Here is an 18,010-nt window from a genome sequence, read left to right on the forward strand (position 1 = left end):
CAACCACCCCGGTCCCCAAACCGACCAGACCACACGCGCCCACACACGCGAACGCAGTAACACACAGAAAACATCCAGCAGTTGAATACCCCCAGAACAACGCGGGAGAAACCCAATGAAGGCCATCACCCACACCACCTACGGACCGCCGTCGGTCCTGCGCCTGGAAGACATGCCCCAGCCGGTACCCGGCAGCGGCGAGGTGCTCATACGGGTCCACGCGGCCGGCGTCGACCCGGGCGTCTGGCACCTCACGGCGGGCATGCCGTACCTGATCCGCGCCATGGGCTTCGGCCTGCGGGCGCCCAAGGACCGCGTCCGGGGCCAGGATCTCGCGGGACGCGTGGAAGCCGTCGGTCCGGACGTGACCCGCTTGCGGCCGGGCGACGAGGTGTACGGCACCTGCGAAGGGTCGTACGCCGAGTACGCGTGCGCCAAGGCGGACAACCTCGCGCGGAAGCCGGCCAATCTCACCTTCGAACAGGCGGCCGCCGTTCCGGTTTCGGCCGTCACCGCCCTCCAGGCCGTACGCGACGCCGGGCGGCTGCGAGCCGGGCAGAGGGTCCTCGTCATCGGCGCGGGTGGCGGGACCGGCCACTTCGCCGTACAGCTGGCCAAGGCGTTCGGAGCCCACGTCACCGGCGTGTGCAGCACCGCCAAGGCGGACCTGGTCCGCTCCGTCGGCGCCGACGAGGTCATCGACTACACCCGCGAGGACGCCACCGACGGCACCCGCCGCTACGACCTCGTCCTCGACACCGCCGGCAACCGCCCCCTCTCCCAGCTCCGCCGCGCCCTCACCCCCAGCGGCACCCTCGTCATCATCGGCGGCGAGAACGGCGGCAAGTGGATCGGCGGCAACGACCGGCAGCTGCGGGCGCTGCTGATGTCGCCGTTCAGCGGACAGCGGCTCCGCGGACTCGCGGTCATGAACCTGCACCACAGCGACCTCGAAGTCCTCACGGAGTTCATCGAGGCCGGCTCGGTCACACCCGTCATCGACCGGAGCTACCCGCTGGCCGATGTCCCCGAGGCCGTCGATTACCTGATGGAGGGCCACGTACGGGGCAAGATCGTCGTCCAGATCTGAGGGCGTCCGCGGGCAGGCACGGCCTGCGGCTACGGCGCCGCGGCCGTGAGCACCGTGCCCTGAGCGACCGCGCACAGCGTCTCGGTGCCCGCCTCGTCGCGGACATAGAGGTCGCAGCGGCACACCGCCTGCCGGCGGCCGCCGTGCACGACGACGGCGCGGGCGACCAGCGTGGCGCCGGTCGCGGGGCGTACGTACTGGATGGAGAAGCCGCCGGTGAGGACGGCGGGGCCGAGCGCCGCGCCGCCCGCGAAGGTGAGGGCGTTGTCGGCGGCGTACGCCAGGACTCCCCCGTGCAGGAAGCCGTTCTGCTGGCGCAGTTCGTCGCGGATATCCACTTCCAGTACGGCCGCACCGTCCCCGAACGCGGTGATCCGCGCGCCCAGCAGCCGACTGAACGGCTGGCTGTCGAGGACCTTCTGGGCCGTTTCCAGGCCGAAATCGGCGTCGCTCACACCGCACCTCCAGTCGTTGTACGCCCCAATTCCGTCAGCCTACGTCGCCGCCCCCGTCGAGGAGGCCCGCATCATGCACCAACAGCGCGATCTGGACACGGTTGTTGAAGCCGAGCTTGGCCAGAACACGCGACACATGGGTCTTGACCGTCGGCACGCTCATGTAAAGCGCTGCGGCGATCTCCGCGTTGGACTGTCCGCGGCCGACCGCGACCGCGACCTCCCGTTCCCGCTCGGCGAGTTGCCCGATCCGCCGCGTCGCCGTCGCCGCACGCCCGCGAGGGTCGGCGGAGGCTTCCGCGACATGGGTCATCAGCTGGCGGGTGACCGCCGGCGACAGCACCGGTTCGCCCGCCGCCACCCGCCGTACCGACTCGACGATCTGCGCGGGCGGGGTGTCCTTGAGTACGAACCCGGCCGCGCCTACCCGCAGCGCCCGCAGCACCTGTTCGTCGGCGTGGAAGGTGGTGAGGACGATGACCTCGGGGGCTCCGGGGCGGCGCCGCAGTTCCTCGGTCGCGGTGAGGCCGTCCACCACCGGCATGCGGATGTCCATCAGCACGACGTCGGGGTGCGTACGGTCCACACTCCCCGGGACTTCGCCGCCGTCGGCCGCCTCGCCCACGATCTCGATGTCGTCGGCGCCGCCCAGCATGAAGGACAAGCCCGCGCGGACCAGGGGGTCGTCGTCGACGAGGAGCAGCCGGATGGGAGTCATGGCGTCCACGGTATCCGGGCGCCCGTGGGCCCCTCCTTGCCCGGCGTTCCGGACTTTGTGAGCGGTCATTGGCTCTCCCCTTGCCAACCCTCCCGCTCCGCCGCCTCGGCAACGCGCTTGATGTGCGCCAGTCGTCGATCCCAGACGGTCGCGAGCGCGGCCATCCACTGCGCCGTCGCGTCCAGTGCCGCGGGCCGCACCGCGTACCGCACCTCGCGTCCGACCCGGCTGCCGGAAACCAGCCCGGCGGCGTCCAGGACGGCGAGGTGCTTGACCACCGCCTGCCGGGAGACGGGAAGGCTTCCGGCGAGCGTCGTCGCGGTGGCCTCGCCCTGCGCGGCGAGCTGGTCGAGCAGCTGACGTCGCGTCGGGTCGGCCAGCGCGACGAGGACGCTGTCGACCGCCTCGTCGGCGCCACGCTGTTCGTCCGTCACGCGGATGGCTGTTCGGCGCGCGTCTTGAGCGCGTCCAGCACCTGGGGCCAGCCGCCGGTGTTGTCCTTCACCGCCTGGCCGCGCAGCTCCTCGGACCCGGCCAGCGCCGCGAACCCGCTCTCGACTACGCGCAGTCGCGTCTTGTCGCCTTCCTGGGTCAGCGTGAACTCCACGAGGGTGCTGTTGTCCTCGCGCAGCTCTTCTCCGGGGAACGCGCTGGCCCAGCGGTACGCCAGGTACGTCGGCGGTTCGACCTTCTCCACGCGCACCGGGAAGTCGCCGTGCTCGGCGTTCTTCGCGATCACTGATTCGCCTTCTACGGCCACGGTGCCGGTCGGGCTCGTCTTGTCTGCCACCCAGAACCCCGGCTCGGCCACCAGCGACCAGACCCGCTCCAGGGATGCCTCGATCAGGGTTTCGCGTTCGATCCGGTTCTCGCTCATGAGGGGACTCCTTCACTGCCGCTGCTTGGATGCAACTCCAGGGTTGCACGTCGAGTCCGCAGGAGCAACCCTAGGGTTGCACTTCGGTCGCGGCGTCCGCTTCGGCGGCCTGGGCCACCACCGCCCACGGCAACCACGCACGGACGCGGAATCCGCCGTCGGGCATGGGCCCGTGGTCGAGACGGCCGCCGGCGAGCGATGCCCGTTCGGTCAGCCCGATGAGCCCCTGGCCGGATCCCGGAACCGCCGGCGCGTCCCCTTCGGGAGCGGGATTGCGTACTTCGACGGTGAGGCCGTCGCCCGGTGCGCCGGTCAGCGTCACAGTGACGTCGGCGCCGGGTGCGTGCTTGCGGGCGTTGGTCAGGCACTCCTGCGCGATGCGGTAGACGTTGCGGCCGACGGCGGCGGGCACGTCCTGGGGGCGGGTGAGGCGGTTGTCGAGGGTGACCTTCATCCCGGCCTCGCGCGACTCCGCGACGAGCGCGTCGAGCGTGGCGAGGGTCGGCTGCGGCCGGTGCTCGTCACCGGCGGCCGGTCCGCGCAGTACGCCGATGACGTCGCGCAGGTCGTTGAGCGCCTCGTGCGCGCTGTCGCGGATCACCCCGGCGGCGCGGGCGACCTCGGCGGGCGGGGCGTCGGGGCGGAACTCGAGGGCGCCGGCGTGGACGCTGAGCAGAGTGAGCCGGTGGGCGAGTACGTCGTGCATCTCCCGCGCGATGGCCTCGCGGGCCAGGCGCTGCGCCTGCTCGGCGCGCAGCGCGGCCTCCGCCTCGGCCCGGCGTGCCCGGTCGCGCAGCGATACGACGAGCTGCCGGCGGGAACGTACGAACATGCCCCACCCGACGATCAGCAGGACGATCACGACAGTGGCGACGGCCGACACCCGGAAGGAGATGGTGGGGTCGGGGCGCAGGACCGCCTGGACGAGTCCGCCCACGATGGCGGCGGAGCCGACGGCGGCGACCGTCTTGAACGGCCGGTGCACCGTGAGGGTGAACAGCGCGACGACCATGGCGCCGGAGGCGACGGGCGCCACCGTGGAGACGACGACCAGGGTGACGGCGAGGCCCAGGGGCCAGCGGCGCCGCAGCCAGAGCGCGCAACAGGCCGCCGCGCCCACCAGCTGGTCCAGGAAGACGATGTAGTCGGGGTTGCCGACGCTGTCGGCGACGTCGGCCGCGCCGATTCCGACGAGCGCGGCGAAGAGGAACAGGACGAGGTCGACGAACCAGTCCCGCGGAGTACGCCGCGGCCGCCCGCCCCGGTCACCCGGCAGATCGGGGTCGGCCATCGCCGAGGGCAGCAGCCAGCGGTACTCCTGATCGGTCATGTCGACAAAGCTACGCACGGGGAGGCGGGCCCGGAGCGCCGGAGCGGCATTCAGCGACCAAAGTCGCGCAGACTCAGACTTTCGGCGCACCGTGCGAGCCCGACGGCCGACGCGGCGGGGCGGGCGCCGGAGCCACGATCGGCGCATGAAGAAAATTCTCGAAGTGGTCGGGTTCGTGCTGTTCGTGTCGGGGGCGTCCGGTCTGATTCATGAGGTCACCGGGTGGATGCCGAAGTTCTTCGGGTTCTTGCGGCTGCTGCCTTTTCCGGAGGGCCATGAGATCTACACCAACATCGTGCTGGCGGTCCTGGGCATAGCCCTGATGGCCGCATCCGACCGCTTCCCCCGGGCGTAGGTGCCTGCGGCGCTTGCCCCACCCCGCCCCTTCCCGAAACTGGCGCTCCGCCCAGGATCCCGCTCCTCAAACGCCGGAGGGGCTGAGAGTTGCCGCCCGGCGCCCCCACGTCGTGCCGGCCAGCACCAGTAGGCCGCCCAAGAGGCCCACAGCGCCCAGCCGTTCGCCGCCGATCGCGATGCCGGCCGCCGCCGCCCACAGCGGTTCCGTGCCGAGGAGGAGGCTGACGCGGGAGGGTGAGGTTCGGCGTACCGCCCACATCTGCACGAAGAAGGCGAAGAGCGTGCAGAAGACCGAAAGGAAGACGAGGCCCGCCCACTCGCGCGGGCCGAAGCCCGCCGCGACCGTCCAAGGGGCGGGGCCGGTGCCGGGAGCCGTTGCCAGGACCGCGAACACCGCCACCGCGCCGCCAAGTTGGACTGTCGTGAGCGACAGCGCGTCCGCGCCCCGGACCGACTTGACCCGGGCCATCGCGAGCACATGCGCGGTACGGGCAAGGGCCGCCAGCAGCATCAGCAAGTCGCCGAGCGAGGGGGTCGTGAAGCCGCCGTCCTGGGTCAGCAACACCACCCCGGCCACCGAAAGCCCCGCGGCGCCCACGAAGGCGCGGGACGGCATGGTCCGCGTCACCGCCGCCTCGGCCAGCGGCGTGAAGATCATGGTGAGGCTGATGATGAGCCCGGCGTTGGTGGCCGAGGTGTGCACGACTCCGTACGTCTCCAGCAGGAAGATCACGCTCAGTACGAGCCCGAGCGTCCACGCGCCGCGCCACTGGGCGGCATTGAGCGCGCGCAGCTTGCGCCATCCCAGGACGGCCAGGACGGGCAGCACTATGGCGAAGCGCAGGACCAGCACCGGCACCACGGTCTGCGCCGTGGTGATGTCCTTGGCCGCGAGGTAGCTCGCGCCCCAGACGACCGCGACGAGCAGCACGGGCAGGTCGGTGAGCCATGCCGTCCGCCGCGGCAGAGCGACGTCGGGTACGGGTACGGCGGTCGGTGATGATGCGGCGGCCACTGGCGCGGTCTCCCCCGGGAAAGGCGGTGTGGAGACTTCGGCGGCTCGCACGCGGAGCGATCACCGTACCCGCGCCGCCCTCACTGGTCGAGATCGAATGTGCCGTACTCCGGCCGGCCCGCGGGCCGGTAGGTGTGGATGGCGTTGCCCGCCTCCGTGGTGCTGCCGTCCACCAGTTCGAAGCGGGTCGGCAGGCCGCCCTCCTCGAACAGCCGCTGTCCCGCTCCGAGAACGACCGGGAAGGTGAGCAGGTTGTACTCATCGATGAGGTCATGCCGCATCAGGGACCGCGCGAGCGCCCCGCTGCCGTGGATCTGGAGCTCCCGGCCCGGCTGCTTCTTGAGCCGTGCGACCTCTTCCGCGACGTCACCGGAGATGACGGTGGAGTTGTTCCAGTCGGCCTTCTCCAGGGTCGTGGACGCGACGTACTTCGGAAGGTTGTTGAGGCGGCTCGCGACCGGGTCGTTCTCGTCGGTGACCTTCGGCCAGTAGCCGGCGAAGATCTCGTACGTACGCCGGCCGAGCAGGAACGCGTCGACCCGGCCGAACACACCGTCGATGAAACGGCCCATGCCCTCGTCGAAGAAGGGCACCAGCCAGCCGCCCTGCTCGAACCCGCCGCTGGTGTCCTCCTCGGGGCCGCCCGGGGCCTGCATGACGCCGTCGAGCGTGAGGAACGTAGTGAGCGTGAGCTTCATGGTCCGAACCCTTCTTCGTAAGTGTCACCAGCTCTGACTCCACGCTTCCACGGAACTCGTCGGTCGACCCGGACACGGCGTCCGTTTGCCGCCAGCGCCACCCGCCTGCCACCGGTTTCCTTGAATCCGCAACCATTCATGGGAATTTGAGGAAGAGGCAGCGACATGGCTTCACTGAACGGCAGGACGGCTCTGGTCACCGGCGGCAGCCGGGGCATCGGCGCGGCGATCGCCCTGCGGCTCGCACAGGACGGCGCGGATGTGGCCCTCACGTACGTACGGGACGAGAAGGCCGCCCAGGAGATCGTCCAGAAGATCGAGTCGATGGGAAGGCGCGGGATCGCGCTGCGCGCCGACGCGGCGGACCCGGCCGCGGTGACCGCCGTCGTGGGCCGGGCCGCCGACGAGCTCGGCCGGCTCGACATCCTGGTCAACAACGCGGGGGTCGGCGTACTCGGCCCGATCGAGACTCTCAGCCTCGCGGACGTCGACCAGGTGCTGGCCGTGAATGTACGGGCGGTCTTCCTGGCCTCGCAGGCCGCTGCCGCCAGGATGGGGCGCGGCGGCCGGATCATCTCCACCGGCAGCTGCATGATCCAGCGCGTGCCGGGCCCCGGCGGGACGCTCTACGCAACGAGCAAGGCCGCGCTGACCGGCCTGACGAAGGCGCTGGCACGGGAGCTGGGCGGCCGGGGCATCACGGCCAACCTCGTCCACCCGGGCCCGATCGACACGGACCTGAACCCGGCGGACGGCCCGTACGCCGCGCCGCAGAGCGAGATGACGGCCCTCGGCCGCTTCGGCGCTCCGGACGAAGTCGCTGCGACGGTCGCTTTCCTGGCGAGCGACGAGGCCGCGTACATGACGGGCTCCGAGGTGCTGGTGGACGGCGGCCACGCGGCGTAAAGGAGAGCGGCGTAAAGGAGAGAGGAACGGAGTGCATCGGGGCCGTCGCGTCCCGATGCACTCCGCGTCAGTGGTCCCGCGGTGGCGTCAGCCCCGTCAGCCGCCCAGTTCCCGGTGGCGGGCCGCCAGGCCCGACGCCCCCGCCTCCGTCAGCGAGCCGAAGAGGCGCAGGCGGGAGATGCCGCCGTCCGGGAAGATGTCCATCCGGACCTCGGTCGCCGCCGGGACCGCGTCGAGCACGAAGCGGTGGTTCGTGTCGGGCTGGAGCCGGGTCCGGGGCAGGATCTCGGTCCAGTCACCCTCGGCCCCGTCGCGTACCGAAAGCGCCGCCCATCCAGCCGAGTTGCCCTTCAGGTACGCCGTGTCGATCTCGACGGCGCGGATCTCGGCCTGCGCCACCAGGTGGTAGTGGATCCAGTCGTTGCCCTTGTCACGGCGACGGCGGGTCTCCCAGCCGTCGTCCATCTTGTGCGAGCGGCCCGGCTGAATGGTGTTGGTGGCCGGGGAGTAGAAGCGGTCGGAGGCGTCCTCGACCCGGCCGCCGTTCTCCAGGGCGACGAGGTCGAACGTACCGAGCCGCTCCAGCCAGGCCGGGTCCGGCGCCACCTCGCCGTACACGCGCAGGCGGGCGATGCCGCCGTCGGGGTGCTGGTTGATCCGCAGGTGGGTGAAGCGCTGCTCGACGTCGACGGCGAAGCCGTTGGCCGCGTGGCCGCCGACCGCCGTACGGGGTACGAGAGTTACCCACTTGACGTCGCCGGAGAGGAGATCGTCGGGCGAGGGCGAGCCGGGCATCGACGCCGCCTCGACCGAGACCGCCCGCGGGTAGTTGCCGCGGAAGTGGGCGGTGTCGATGACGATTCCGCGTACGACGCCGGGCGCCCCGAGGCGTACAAGCGCCCAGTCGTGGTCCTCGTCCGTCGGGTGCGGCTGTTCGGCGCTGATGCCACGGCGGCGGCGGGTCTCCCAGCCGTCCATGATCTTGCCCTTGTGGCCGAAGTGCTCCGGGTCGAACTCCGCCGCCCCGGGCCGCAGCATGTTCTCGCGCTCGGCGAAGAACTCGTCGTTGGCGGCGATCACGCCCGCGCCGAGCCGCCGGTCGGCGAGGTCCGCGAAGTGCGTGAAGGGGAAATCGGCGGTGCGGTAGTCGGCGTACGGGTCGCCGCCGCCGTACGGGTTCGCGTCACCGGTGAAAGAGGGGGTCGCCACGTCAGACACGTCAGTTGTTCCTTTCGAGCAGCCGGCCGGTCGGCTCGGCCAGGGTGCCGTTGTCGGCGATGCGTACGCCCCGCAGCCACGTCGACTTGACGACGCCCTGCAGGGTCTTGCCCGCGTACGCCGTCACCTGATTGCGGTGGTGCAGCTCCGCCGGGTCGACGGTGAACGTCTCGTCGGGCGCGAGGACCGCGAAGTCGGCGTCGCGGCCGGCCTCGATGGCGCCCTTCTGGGACAGCCCGGCGAGTTCGGCGGGCGCGGCGGACATCCAGCGGACGACGTCCTCCAGCGAGCGGCCGCGGCGCCGGGCCTCGGTCCAGATCGCGGGCAGGCCCAGCTGGAGCGAGGAGATGCCGCCCCAGGCGGAGGCGAAGTCGGGGGTCTTGAGGTCCGTGGTGCAGGGCGAGTGGTCGGAGACGATGCAGTCGATCGTGCCGTCGGCGAGCCCCTCCCACAGCGCGTCCTGGTTCTCGGCCTCACGGATCGGCGGGCAGCACTTGAACTCCGTTGCCCCGTCCGGGACTTCCTCGGCCGTGAGGGTGAGGAAGTGCGGGCAGGACTCGACCGTGATGCGTACGCCCTCACGCTTCGCCGCGGCGATGAGCGGCAGTGCGTCCGACGACGACAGGTGCAGCACGTGGACGCGGGCGCCGAGGCGCTTGGCGTGCGCGATCAGGCCCTCGATCGCGGTGTTCTCGGCGTCGCGCGGCCGGGAGGCGAGGAAGTCGGCGTACGCCGGACCGCTCTTCTGCGGGGCCGTCTCCAGGTGGTGCGGGTCCTCGGCGTGGACGATCAGCTGGCCGCCGAAGCCGGTGATCTCGGCCATCGACCGGGCGAGCTGCTCCTGGTCGAGCTCCGGGAACTCCTCCACGCCCGAGGGTGAGAGGAAGCACTTGAAGCCAAAGACGCCGGCGTCGTACAGCGGCCGCAGGTCCTTCACGTTGGACGGGATCGCCCCGCCCCAGAAGCCGACGTCGATGTGGGCCTTGCTGCGGGCGACGTCCTGCTTGGTGCGCAGGTTGTCGACCGTGGTGGTCGGCGGCAGGGAGTTCAGCGGCATGTCGAGCAGCGTGGTGATGCCGCCGGCCGCAGCCGCGCGGGTGGCGGTCCAGAAGCCCTCCCAGGCGGTGCGGCCCGGGTCGTTCACGTGGACATGGGTGTCGACGAGGCCGGGGAGCAGGACGTCGTTCCTGAAGTCCTCCAGCCGGGCCCCGGCCGGCACCTCGACGTCGTACGGCAGCACAGCCGTGATCTTCCCGTCGGCGACGGCCACCGATGCGGCGCGCGTCCCCTCGGGGGTGATGACGCGCGTCGAGCGCAGTACCAGGTCCACGTCGGACACCCTGTCCCTCACTTCCGTACAGAGAAATTCAGTCCCAAGAAATTCAACGAACTGTTGAAGGAGTCTTCACTTCGGGCTCCGGCCCGTCAAGACCCACCCCAGCCCCTGAGACCCCTGTGACCTGCAAGGGGATCATGACTTCGGCCATCTCGCCCATCGCGGCCGCGTACAGCGCTCCACACACTTGGATGTTTCCACAAAGTGGAAGTAGAATTTCGCGTGACAGAAGGTGGCTAGGTACAAAGGGGGCGTCACCACATCCTCCGAAGTGACGGCCGACACAGGGACAAACACCCTCTGACCGGCGGGGACGTCTTGACGCAGACCGTGTGCTCCGCGCATGCGGCGGGTAGGCTGCTGCCTTGCCCATCCGCCTCGAAAGGACCGTTGACGTGCCGTCGTCCAACGCCACCACCGACGCTTCCAAAACCGCTGCGCCCACAGGTGGTGTCCAGTCCCTTGAGCGCGCCTTCGACCTGCTGGAGCGGATGGCCGACGCGGGCGGCGAGGTCGGACTCAGCGAGCTCTCCGCCAGCAGTGGTCTGCCGCTGCCGACGATCCACCGGCTGATGCGCACGCTGGTGGCCTGCGGTTACGTACGCCAGCAGACCAACCGCCGCTACTCGCTCGGCCCTCGCCTGATCCGCCTCGGCGAGAGCGCGTCCCGCCTGCTCGGCACCTGGGCCCGCCCGTACCTCGCCCGTCTGGTCGAAGAAACCGGCGAGACCGCGAACATGGCGCTGCTCGACGGCGACGAGATCGTGTACGTCGCCCAGGTGCCCTCGAAGCACTCGATGCGGATGTTCACCGAGGTCGGCCGCCGGGTCCTGCCGCACTCCACAGGAGTCGGAAAGGCCCTCCTCGCGTACACCCCGCCGGAGGAGGTGCGCGCGCTGCTCGCCCGTACGGGCATGCCGACCGCCACCGAAAAGACGATCACCACGCCGGAGGGCTTCCTGGAGGCCCTGGAGCAGGTCCGCAGGTCCGGTTACGCCGTGGACGACGGCGAGCAGGAGATCGGCGTCCGCTGCCTGGCGGTCCCGGTGCCCAACTCCCCCACGGCCGCGGCCATCTCGATCTCCGGTCCGGCGGGCCGGGTGACGGAGGCGGCGACCGAGAAGATCGTTCCGATACTCCAGGAAGTCGCCCAGGACCTCTCGGTCGTGCTGACCAACAACGGCACGCAGGGCTGACCCGGCCCCTGGCTCCAGGTCAGGCCGGGATACGGCCGTCCGCCATCGTCACCGTGGAGTCCATCCGCTCCAGGTGCGCGCGGTCGTGCGTGACGAGCACTGTCGCCGTGCCGCGCTCGCGCGTCAGCGTGACCAGCAGGTCGAGTACGGCCGCGCCGCGCTCGTGGTCCAGGGCGCTGGTCGGCTCGTCGACCAGCAGGACCGCCGGTTCGTTCATCAGCGCGCGGGCGATGTTCACCCGCTGGCGCTGACCGCCGGACAGCTGGTGCGGGCGGCGGTCGGCCTTGTCCGCGAGCCCGACCGCGTCCAGCAGCTCCCGCGCACGGTCACGGACCTGGCGGGGCGGGCGTCCCGCCACGTGAGCCATCACCTGAAGCTGCTCGGCCGAGGTGAGGGACGGCAGCAGGTTCGGCTGCTGGAACACGATGCCGACGCGCGTACGCCGCAGCTCCGCCTTCTCGGCCCGGCTCAGGGGGCCCGTGTCCGTACCGTCGACGACCACCCTCCCCCGGTCCGGTGAGACCAGCGTCGCGGCAACGGCGAGCAGGCTGGACTTGCCGGAGCCGGACGGCCCGACGACGGCCGTGAGCGAGCCCGCGGCGGCTTCGAGCGTGATGTCGTCGAGCGCGGTCAGACGGGAGTCGCCGTCGGGGTAGGTGAGGGTGACGTCCGTAAGAGACAAGGACTGGTGGAGGGGCAGGGCAGTCATCGGGCGCTCCCGAGTGCGATGAGGGGATCGACGGCGGTGATGCGCCGGATGGAGAGTGCGGCGCCGACCACGCCGAGGCCCGCTATCACGGCGGCCGGTACGAGCAGCGTCGCCGGTTCGAGTACGAACGGGACCGCGTCGCCGGCGACGGCGCCGCCGATGAGGGTGGCGAGTGCGGTGCCCAGGACCGTACCGGCGCCCAGCATGAGGACGGCCTGGCCGAGCGCGTCACGCAACAGGTAAGGCGTGGAGGCGCCGAGCGCCTTCAGGACCGCGATGTCGCCGCTGCGCTGGATCGTCCAGACGGTGAAGAAGGCGCCGACGACGAGCGCCGAGATGACGAAGAGAAAGCCGCGCATCAGCTGGAGCGAGCCGTTCTCCGCCTCGTAGGAGGCGAGGGCGCTCAGCGAGCCGTCGATGCTGCGGGTCTCGGTGCCCGCCGCCCGGTCGCCCGCCGCGAGGTCCGCGCCTTCGCCGGTGGTCAGGGCGACGACGGTGGCCTGCGGCTCCGTGCTGCGGCTGAGCCGCTGCCAGTCGTCGAGCGAAGTCCACACCACAGGCGTGTGGCTGTACGAGTCGTCGCCCTCGACAGCGGCGACGGTCTCCTCCACGTCGCCGATCCGCACCGTGTCCCCGACCCCGGCGCCGCCCAGGTCCTCGGCCGCCTGTACGGACAGCACGACCCGCCCGGACCCGAAGCCCTCGACGGCCGGGGCCAGGCCCGAACCCGGCTCGACCCCGAACACCGACACGGCGGCCGTCCGCTCCCCCGCCCGGGCATTGGTCGTACGGATACCGAGCGGCTCGGCGGCGGTGATGCCGGGCTGCCGCCACCACTGCCGCCAGACGCTCTCGCCGACCGACGAATTGGTGAACGACACCTCCTGCCCCTCGGGCGGCCGGTCGAAGGCCAGCCGGTCGGCCGGGAGCGAGGTGATGGCCGAGGTGTTGTCCCTGGCCAGGCCGGCGGTGAGGCCGGACAGCAGCCCGACGAGCAGCGTGATCAGTACGACGACCGTGCCCATGAGCGCGAACCGGCCCTTGGCGAACCGGAGATCTCTCCATGCGACAAACATGTTTCCAGCCTGGCCGCGGGGTCGCGCGAAAACATCGCGCCACGGATCGGCGCGACATCAATCTTTTGATTGACGGGGCAACCGCGCCGGAGCCCTACGCTGGAAACGCCATGGAACCAAGCTCTGCCCTACCCGGCCCTTCCCTCCCCAGCTCCGCCCTCCCCGGCCCTGCCCTTTCCCACTCGCCCGGCCCCTCCCGGCCCCTCACTCCCGTACTGCGCGCCCTGCGTCTGTGCCTGCACGCGCTGATCGGCGGACTGATCGCGCTCGCCGCCGTGAAGGCCGTGGCCGACGACGCCCCCGACGCGGCCGCGGTCGTACTCGCGGCCGTCACGATGGCCGTCGTATACACCGTCGGCACGCTGAGCCCGGCCGTCGACCGCTCGCCCCGGGCCGCCGCCGTCTGGCTCGCCGCGCTGGGCCTCGCCTGGCTGATACTGCTGGCCCTGTCCCCTGACGGACTGTGGGCGGCGTTCCCGCTCTACTTCCTCCAGCTGCACCTGCTGCCGATGCGCTGGGGCCTGACCGCGGTCGTCGCGACGGCGGCCGCCGCCATCGCCGGCTTCGTCCTGCACGGGCAGGCGGTGACGCCCGGAACGTTCATCGGGCCAGTGCTCGGCGCCGCGGTCGCCGTGGCCACGGTCCTCGGCTATCAGGCGCTGTACCGGGAGAGCGAGCGGCGCCGCGAGCTCATCGACGAACTGCTCGCGACCCGCGAAGACCTGGCCGCCGCCGAGCGGACGGCCGGGACGCTGGCCGAGCGCGAGCGGCTGGCCCGCGAGATCCACGACACGCTCGCCCAGGGCCTGTCCAGCATCCAGCTCCTGCTGCGCGCCGCCGAGCGCACCCTGCCCGTCGGCGATCCGGCCGCCGCGCATGTCCGCCAGGCCCGGGAGGCGGCGCAGGACAACCTGGCCGAGGCGCGCCGTTTCGTACAGGCCCTGACCCCGCCCGACCTGGAGCACGGCTCGCTGCCGGCCGCGCTGGAGCGGCTTTGCGCGGCGACTCCCGGGCTCGCTGTGCAGTTCGGCGTGAGCGGTACGCCGGTGAAGCTGCCCACTCCGTACGAGGTGGCCCTGCTACGCATCGCCCAGTCGGCGCTCGCCAACACGGTGCGGCACGCGGGCGCCACACGCGCCGAGATCACCCTCAGCTTCATGGACACCTCGTTGGCGCTGGACGTCGTGGACGATGGCGCCGGCTTTGATCCCCTGGCACCCGGGGACGCGCGGACGGGCGGCGGTTTCGGCCTGCCGGCGATGCGCTCGCGGGCGCGCTCGCTCGGCGGCATGCTGAGCGTCGAGTCGGCGCCGGGACAGGGCACGGCTGTAGCGATCACCCTGCCCCTGCCCTCTGGAGACCCCACGTGATGACCCCCGACGCCCCGGTCCGCCTGCTGCTGGCCGACGACCATCCCGTCGTACGGGCGGGCCTGCGCGCCGTACTGGACACCGAGGAGGACTTCCTGGTCGTCGCGGAGGCGCCGACCGCGGAGCGTGCGGTGGAGCTCGCGGCGGCGGACGACTTCGACGTCGTACTGATGGACCTGCAGTTCGGGCCGGGCAGAATGCACGGTTCCGAGGCCACCGCCGCGATCACCGCGCGGCCGGGATCTCCCCGGGTGCTCGTCCTGACGACGTACGACACGGACGCCGACATCCTGGCGGCGGTGGAGGCGGGCGCGAGCGGCTACCTGCTCAAGGACGCGCCGCCGGAGGAACTGTCGGGCGCGGTACGCACGGCGGCGGCCGGCCAGTCGGCGCTGGCGCCTGCGGTCGCACACCGGCTGATGGACCGGATGCGGACGCCGGCCCAGGCGCTGACGCGGCGCGAGCTGGAGGTGCTGCAATTGGTCGGCGACGGTCTGTCGAACCAGCAGATCAGCAAGAAGCTGTTCCTCAGCCAGGCGACGGTCAAGTCGCATCTGGTGCACATATACGCGAAGTTGAGCGTGGACTCACGCACGTCCGCGGTGGCGGTAGCCACGGCCCGCCGCCTGATCCGCCGCTGACTGGAGGGCTCCGCCTCAGACCCCGCTCCTCAATTGCCGGAGGGGCCGAGAGTTGCCGCAAGCGGCAAATCCAGCCCCTCCGGAGTTTGAGGACACGCCCGCACCGCTAGTCGCGGCGGCCGAAGAGTTCCACCGCGTTGCGGACCTGCGTCATCGCTTCCGCCAGCGCGCTGACCGAGCCGATCGACCCCGCGACCAGCAGCAACGAACGCCGCAGCCGCATAATCTCGGGCACGCCGCTCAGCGCCATCGCGTGCAGCGACGCCAGTTCGTCCTCGGCGACTCCCCGGTCGGGCAATTCGGCGGGGTGCCCGGCCAATTCACGGCGCAACCGCGAAACGGCAGCACGCAGCTCCGTAACGCGCGGGTCCTCACCGTTGCCGGTCACGCACCTCTGTTCCACACTTCTCAACAAGGTTCTCCCCCAGTGGTTCAGCCCGTACGTCGTTGGTCGGACGCCGTACACATGAGCTGGGGTCAGTTAACGCCAATCGGAGCCCTGTACGCCACTTGGCGGAGGGCAGGCCTAATCAGAGCTGGCGGCGTTACGCCATACGGTCACGTCCAGCGTCAGGTAGTCGTCACTGGGCGAACCCTCGACCGTGATTCCCTGGACCGTCACGAGGGCCATGTGCCCCGTACCGGTGGTGACGCAGAGCTGCCGCCCCTTCGAGAGCTTGTTCACATAAGCGCTCACCACGTACCGCGTCTCGGCGCGGCAGGCGGCAAGCGATCCCTCCTTCCCCGCATCGAGCACCGCCAGGCTTCCCTCCCAGGTCTCCTCGTCGAGATACCCGCCGGTGTCGTAGGAGAGTTCGTACCCACCGTCCTCGCCCTGCTGGGGCCGGAGGTCGTCGTCGCCGAGGGTCAGGTGGTACCCGGCGGTGAGGTTGATGCCCTTGTAGACGGCGGGCTTCGGGGCGGGCTTGGACTCCGGCTTCGGGTCGGCGGCGGCCTCGCCCCCGTTGTTCGTCTCCTTGCCCTGCGACGCGCCGCCGCCCTGCGTCTGCTTCCCGTCGTCCTTGAGCAGCCCGTACACCGTGGCCCCGCCCGCGATGCCGAAGATGAGCGCGGCGGCGAGCGCGACGAGCGGCCCCCGCTTGGCCGGCGGCTTCGCGGGCGCCGGGTGTCCGGGGTACGTCTGGGGCTGGTGCGTCGGCAGCTGCGTCGGGGCGTAGGCGTAGGCGTGGGGCGGCTGCACGGGGGGCTGGTGCGGCGCGGACGGGCCGAATCCCGGGGGCGGGGTCGCCGGGGCCACGGGCGCGGTGGGCGAGTAGCCCACCGGCGTGGTGGGCGAGTAGGCCGCGGCCGGGGCGGACGACGGAGGCGGCGGGGTCTGAACCGGGGCGGGGGCGGCCGCGCGTACCGTGATGTCGGCGGCGACCGCGCCCGGCAGCCAGTCCTCGGGGCGGCGCAGCACGGTCTCGGCGTTGGCCGACTGGCACAGCCCGATGACCTCGGTGACCGACGGCCTGGCATCCGGGTCCTTGGCCAGGCAGCGGCTGACCAGCTCCATCAGCCGCTCCGGGACCCCGCTGAGGTCGGGCTCCTCGTGGACGATCCGGTAGAGCACCCCGTGCGAGGTGCCCTCGCCGAAGGCCGGGGATCCGGTGGCCGCGTACGCCGCGACCTGGCCGAGGGCGAAGATGTCGGTCGCCGGGGTCACCCTCTTCCCCGCGGCCTGCTCCGGGGCCATGAACGACGGGGTGCCGATGGTGACGCCGCTGCCGGTGAGCGAGGTCGCGTCGGCGGCGTACGCGATACCGAAGTCGATGACGCGGGGGCCGTCGGCGGCGAGCAGCACGTTGGAGGGTTTCAGGTCGCGGTGCACGATTCCGGCGCCGTGGATGACGTGCAGGGCCTCCGCCATGCCCGCGATCAGCAGCAGCACCGCCTCGACGGGCAGCGCCCCGTGCGCGACGACCGCGTCGGCGAGCGAGGGGCCGGGCACGTAGGCGGTGGCCAGCCACGGCTGCGCGCCGTCCGTGTCGGCGTCGATGACGGGCGCGGTGAAGAGCCCCTGTACGCGCTGCGCGGACTGCACTTCCTGGGCGAACCGGCGGCGGAATTCGGGATCCTCGCCGAATTCGGGCCGGATCACCTTGATGGCGACGGGCCGGCCACCCGGTGTGTACGAGAGATACACCTTGCCCATGCCGCCGGCGCCGAGCTTGGCGGCCAGCCGGTACCCGGCGATGGTGGTCGGATCGTCTCCCCCGAGAGGCTGGAAGACCTGAGAGGAACTGCCCCGGTCCGGCTGCTGACCACTCATCAACTCATGTCTCCCACGCAGAACACCGATATCGAATCGAACGGCACCCTATCCAAGGACGGGCCATCGGCGCCCGTCCTGATGCGGTATGCAGAACCCATGGCACATACAAGAGATGACGGGGCCGCCAACATCGCGGGGCTTCTGCTCGCGGCGGGCGGCGGTCGCCGGCTCGGCGGACGGCCGAAAGCGCTGCTGGAGTACCGGGGGCGGCCGCTGGTCGAGCACGCGGTACGGGTGCTGCGCGAGGGCGGCTGCGGTCCGGTGCACGTGGTCCTGGGTGCGGCGGCCGCACAGGTGCGCGAGCGGGCCGATCTGAGCGGATGTGTACTGGTCGACAACCCGGAATGGGACGAGGGGATGGGTTCGTCGTTGCGGGCCGGCCTGGCGTCCCTGGCGGGTACGGGCGCCTCTGCCGCGGTCGTCTCGCTGGTCGACCAGCCGGGGATCGGCGCGGCGGCGGTGGGCCGCGTGGCGGCGGCGTACCGCACACCTTCGAGCCTCGCCGCGGCGGCGTACGACGGGGAGAGGGGGCATCCGGTGCTCTTCGGCGCGGAGCGGTGGGCGGACATCGTGACGAGTGCGACGGGCGACCGGGGGGCACGCGCCTATCTGAAGGAGCACGAGGGCGCGGTCACCCTCGTCGAGTGCGGGGATGTGGCCGCGGCGTACGACATCGACACGCCGGAGGATCTGAGGCACCTGGAGTGACCGAGGTGGCACTGAGAGGGCGTTTCATCCCGTTG

20 protein-coding genes are annotated in these 18,010 nt (G+C 71.4%); 7 read left to right on the plus strand and 13 right to left on the minus strand.

The window, feature by feature from the left end; genetic code table 11:
* The first annotated feature begins 115 nt into the window (after positions 1-115).
* Positions 116-1,090, plus strand: coding sequence for an NAD(P)-dependent alcohol dehydrogenase (locus J7E89_RS35835; RefSeq protein ID WP_214980019.1), 975 nt, complete (start codon positions 116-118; stop codon positions 1,088-1,090).
* A 29-nt stretch (positions 1,091-1,119) separates the two neighbouring features.
* Here the strand turns inward: J7E89_RS35835 and J7E89_RS35840 are convergent, their stop codons facing one another.
* The 5 genes from J7E89_RS35840 to J7E89_RS35860 form a co-directional block, all read right to left on the minus strand.
* Positions 1,120-1,545 (minus strand): PaaI family thioesterase, encoded by a 426-nt coding sequence (locus J7E89_RS35840; protein ID WP_214980021.1) that lies wholly within the window; start codon positions 1,543-1,545, stop codon positions 1,120-1,122.
* A gap of 34 nt (positions 1,546-1,579) precedes the next feature.
* Positions 1,580-2,263 carry a response regulator transcription factor gene (locus J7E89_RS35845; RefSeq protein ID WP_214980022.1) on the minus strand — a complete coding sequence of 228 codons (684 nt, stop codon included), beginning with the start codon at positions 2,261-2,263 and terminating at the stop codon, positions 1,580-1,582.
* Positions 2,264-2,328: 65 nt separating this feature from the next.
* Positions 2,329-2,697 carry a helix-turn-helix transcriptional regulator gene (locus J7E89_RS35850; RefSeq protein ID WP_214980024.1) on the minus strand — a complete coding sequence of 123 codons (369 nt, stop codon included), beginning with the start codon at positions 2,695-2,697 and terminating at the stop codon, positions 2,329-2,331.
* Positions 2,694-3,140 (minus strand): SRPBCC domain-containing protein, encoded by a 447-nt coding sequence (locus J7E89_RS35855; protein ID WP_214980026.1) that lies wholly within the window; start codon positions 3,138-3,140, stop codon positions 2,694-2,696. The genes J7E89_RS35850 and J7E89_RS35855 overlap by 4 nt, the downstream gene beginning before the upstream one ends.
* A 70-nt stretch (positions 3,141-3,210) precedes the next feature.
* Positions 3,211-4,470, minus strand: a complete 1,260-nt coding sequence (locus tag J7E89_RS35860) for a sensor histidine kinase (RefSeq protein ID WP_214980029.1) — start codon at positions 4,468-4,470, stop codon at positions 3,211-3,213.
* Between the two features lie 145 nt (positions 4,471-4,615).
* On the opposite strand from J7E89_RS35860, the gene J7E89_RS35865 reads away from it, so the two are divergent.
* Positions 4,616-4,825, plus strand: a complete 210-nt coding sequence (locus tag J7E89_RS35865; protein WP_214980031.1) for a hypothetical protein — start codon at positions 4,616-4,618, stop codon at positions 4,823-4,825.
* A 66-nt stretch (positions 4,826-4,891) separates the two neighbouring features.
* On the opposite strand, the gene J7E89_RS35870 is transcribed toward J7E89_RS35865, so the two are convergent.
* Together J7E89_RS35870 and J7E89_RS35875 are read right to left on the minus strand one after the other, a co-directional pair.
* Complete coding sequence (locus tag J7E89_RS35870; protein ID WP_214980033.1) at positions 4,892-5,842, minus strand: DMT family transporter; 951 nt, start codon at positions 5,840-5,842, stop codon at positions 4,892-4,894.
* A gap of 80 nt (positions 5,843-5,922) precedes the next feature.
* Positions 5,923-6,540, minus strand: coding sequence for a dihydrofolate reductase family protein (locus J7E89_RS35875; protein ID WP_214980035.1), 618 nt, complete (start codon positions 6,538-6,540; stop codon positions 5,923-5,925).
* Between the two features lie 165 nt (positions 6,541-6,705).
* Here J7E89_RS35875 and J7E89_RS35880 point away from each other — a divergent pair, with 165 nt between their 5' ends.
* The gene (locus J7E89_RS35880; protein ID WP_214980037.1) at positions 6,706-7,446 is read left to right on the plus strand and encodes an SDR family NAD(P)-dependent oxidoreductase; all 741 of its coding nucleotides are present in this window, start codon (positions 6,706-6,708) and stop codon (positions 7,444-7,446) included.
* A 96-nt stretch (positions 7,447-7,542) separates the two neighbouring features.
* Here J7E89_RS35880 and alc read toward each other — a convergent pair whose 3' ends face one another.
* The gene (gene alc, locus J7E89_RS35885; protein WP_214980039.1) at positions 7,543-8,664 is read right to left on the minus strand and encodes an allantoicase; all 1,122 of its coding nucleotides are present in this window, start codon (positions 8,662-8,664) and stop codon (positions 7,543-7,545) included.
* 1 nt (position 8,665) lies between these two features.
* A complete protein-coding gene (gene allB / locus J7E89_RS35890; protein WP_214980041.1) occupies positions 8,666-10,003 on the minus strand; it encodes an allantoinase AllB in 1,338 nt (445 codons plus the stop codon).
* 392 nt (positions 10,004-10,395) lie between these two features.
* Between allB and J7E89_RS35895 the strand changes: the two genes are divergently transcribed.
* Positions 10,396-11,196, plus strand: coding sequence for an IclR family transcriptional regulator (locus J7E89_RS35895; protein WP_214980043.1), 801 nt, complete (start codon positions 10,396-10,398; stop codon positions 11,194-11,196).
* Between the two features lie 19 nt (positions 11,197-11,215).
* Here J7E89_RS35895 and J7E89_RS35900 read toward each other — a convergent pair whose 3' ends face one another.
* A complete protein-coding gene (locus J7E89_RS35900; protein WP_214980045.1) occupies positions 11,216-11,905 on the minus strand; it encodes an ABC transporter ATP-binding protein in 690 nt (229 codons plus the stop codon).
* Positions 11,902-12,981: an ABC transporter permease gene (locus tag J7E89_RS35905; protein ID WP_214980048.1), complete on the minus strand. Its 1,080-nt coding sequence runs from the start codon at positions 12,979-12,981 to the stop codon at positions 11,902-11,904. The genes J7E89_RS35900 and J7E89_RS35905 overlap by 4 nt, the downstream gene beginning before the upstream one ends.
* A gap of 110 nt (positions 12,982-13,091) precedes the next feature.
* Between J7E89_RS35905 and J7E89_RS35910 the strand changes: the two genes are divergently transcribed.
* Positions 13,092-14,351, plus strand: a complete 1,260-nt coding sequence (locus tag J7E89_RS35910) for a sensor histidine kinase (RefSeq protein WP_214980050.1) — start codon at positions 13,092-13,094, stop codon at positions 14,349-14,351.
* Entirely contained in the window at positions 14,351-14,992 is a 642-nt protein-coding gene (locus tag J7E89_RS35915) for a response regulator transcription factor (RefSeq protein ID WP_214980052.1), read from the plus strand. Before J7E89_RS35910 ends, J7E89_RS35915 begins: the two co-directional genes overlap by 1 nt.
* A gap of 106 nt (positions 14,993-15,098) precedes the next feature.
* On the opposite strand, the gene J7E89_RS35920 is transcribed toward J7E89_RS35915, so the two are convergent.
* Both J7E89_RS35920 and J7E89_RS35925 read right to left on the minus strand, forming a co-directional pair.
* Positions 15,099-15,407, minus strand: coding sequence for a DUF5955 family protein (locus J7E89_RS35920; RefSeq protein ID WP_214980054.1), 309 nt, complete (start codon positions 15,405-15,407; stop codon positions 15,099-15,101).
* Between the two features lie 111 nt (positions 15,408-15,518).
* Positions 15,519-17,264 carry a serine/threonine-protein kinase gene (locus J7E89_RS35925; RefSeq protein ID WP_214980056.1) on the minus strand — a complete coding sequence of 582 codons (1,746 nt, stop codon included), beginning with the start codon at positions 17,262-17,264 and terminating at the stop codon, positions 15,519-15,521.
* Between the two features lie 99 nt (positions 17,265-17,363).
* Here J7E89_RS35925 and J7E89_RS35930 point away from each other — a divergent pair, with 99 nt between their 5' ends.
* Positions 17,364-17,975: an NTP transferase domain-containing protein gene (locus J7E89_RS35930; RefSeq protein ID WP_214980058.1), complete on the plus strand. Its 612-nt coding sequence runs from the start codon at positions 17,364-17,366 to the stop codon at positions 17,973-17,975.
* The last annotated feature ends 35 nt before the right edge of the window (positions 17,976-18,010 follow it).

This window comes from Streptomyces sp. ISL-100, assembly GCF_018614615.1.
Lineage (GTDB): Bacteria > Actinomycetota > Actinomycetes > Streptomycetales > Streptomycetaceae > Streptomyces.

What these genes read in the sequence shown, in the direction of transcription:
- J7E89_RS35835 (WP_214980019.1), top strand. Translation starts at nt 116, where the DNA reads ATGAAGGCCATCACCCACACCACCTACGGACCGCCGTCGGTCCTGCGC.
- J7E89_RS35845 (WP_214980022.1), bottom strand. Translation starts at nt 2,263, where the DNA reads ATGACTCCCATCCGGCTGCTCCTCGTCGACGACGACCCCCTGGTCCGC.
- J7E89_RS35855 (WP_214980026.1), bottom strand. Translation starts at nt 3,140, where the DNA reads ATGAGCGAGAACCGGATCGAACGCGAAACCCTGATCGAGGCATCCCTG.
- J7E89_RS35860 (WP_214980029.1), bottom strand. Translation starts at nt 4,470, where the DNA reads ATGACCGATCAGGAGTACCGCTGGCTGCTGCCCTCGGCGATGGCCGAC.
- J7E89_RS35865 (WP_214980031.1), top strand. Translation starts at nt 4,616, where the DNA reads ATGAAGAAAATTCTCGAAGTGGTCGGGTTCGTGCTGTTCGTGTCGGGG.
- J7E89_RS35875 (WP_214980035.1), bottom strand. Translation starts at nt 6,540, where the DNA reads ATGAAGCTCACGCTCACTACGTTCCTCACGCTCGACGGCGTCATGCAG.
- J7E89_RS35880 (WP_214980037.1), top strand. Translation starts at nt 6,706, where the DNA reads ATGGCTTCACTGAACGGCAGGACGGCTCTGGTCACCGGCGGCAGCCGG.
- J7E89_RS35900 (WP_214980045.1), bottom strand. Translation starts at nt 11,905, where the DNA reads ATGACTGCCCTGCCCCTCCACCAGTCCTTGTCTCTTACGGACGTCACC.
- J7E89_RS35905 (WP_214980048.1), bottom strand. Translation starts at nt 12,981, where the DNA reads ATGTTTGTCGCATGGAGAGATCTCCGGTTCGCCAAGGGCCGGTTCGCG.
- J7E89_RS35910 (WP_214980050.1), top strand. Translation starts at nt 13,092, where the DNA reads ATGGAACCAAGCTCTGCCCTACCCGGCCCTTCCCTCCCCAGCTCCGCC.
- J7E89_RS35915 (WP_214980052.1), top strand. Translation starts at nt 14,351, where the DNA reads ATGACCCCCGACGCCCCGGTCCGCCTGCTGCTGGCCGACGACCATCCC.
- J7E89_RS35925 (WP_214980056.1), bottom strand. Translation starts at nt 17,264, where the DNA reads ATGAGTGGTCAGCAGCCGGACCGGGGCAGTTCCTCTCAGGTCTTCCAG.
- J7E89_RS35930 (WP_214980058.1), top strand. Translation starts at nt 17,364, where the DNA reads ATGGCACATACAAGAGATGACGGGGCCGCCAACATCGCGGGGCTTCTG.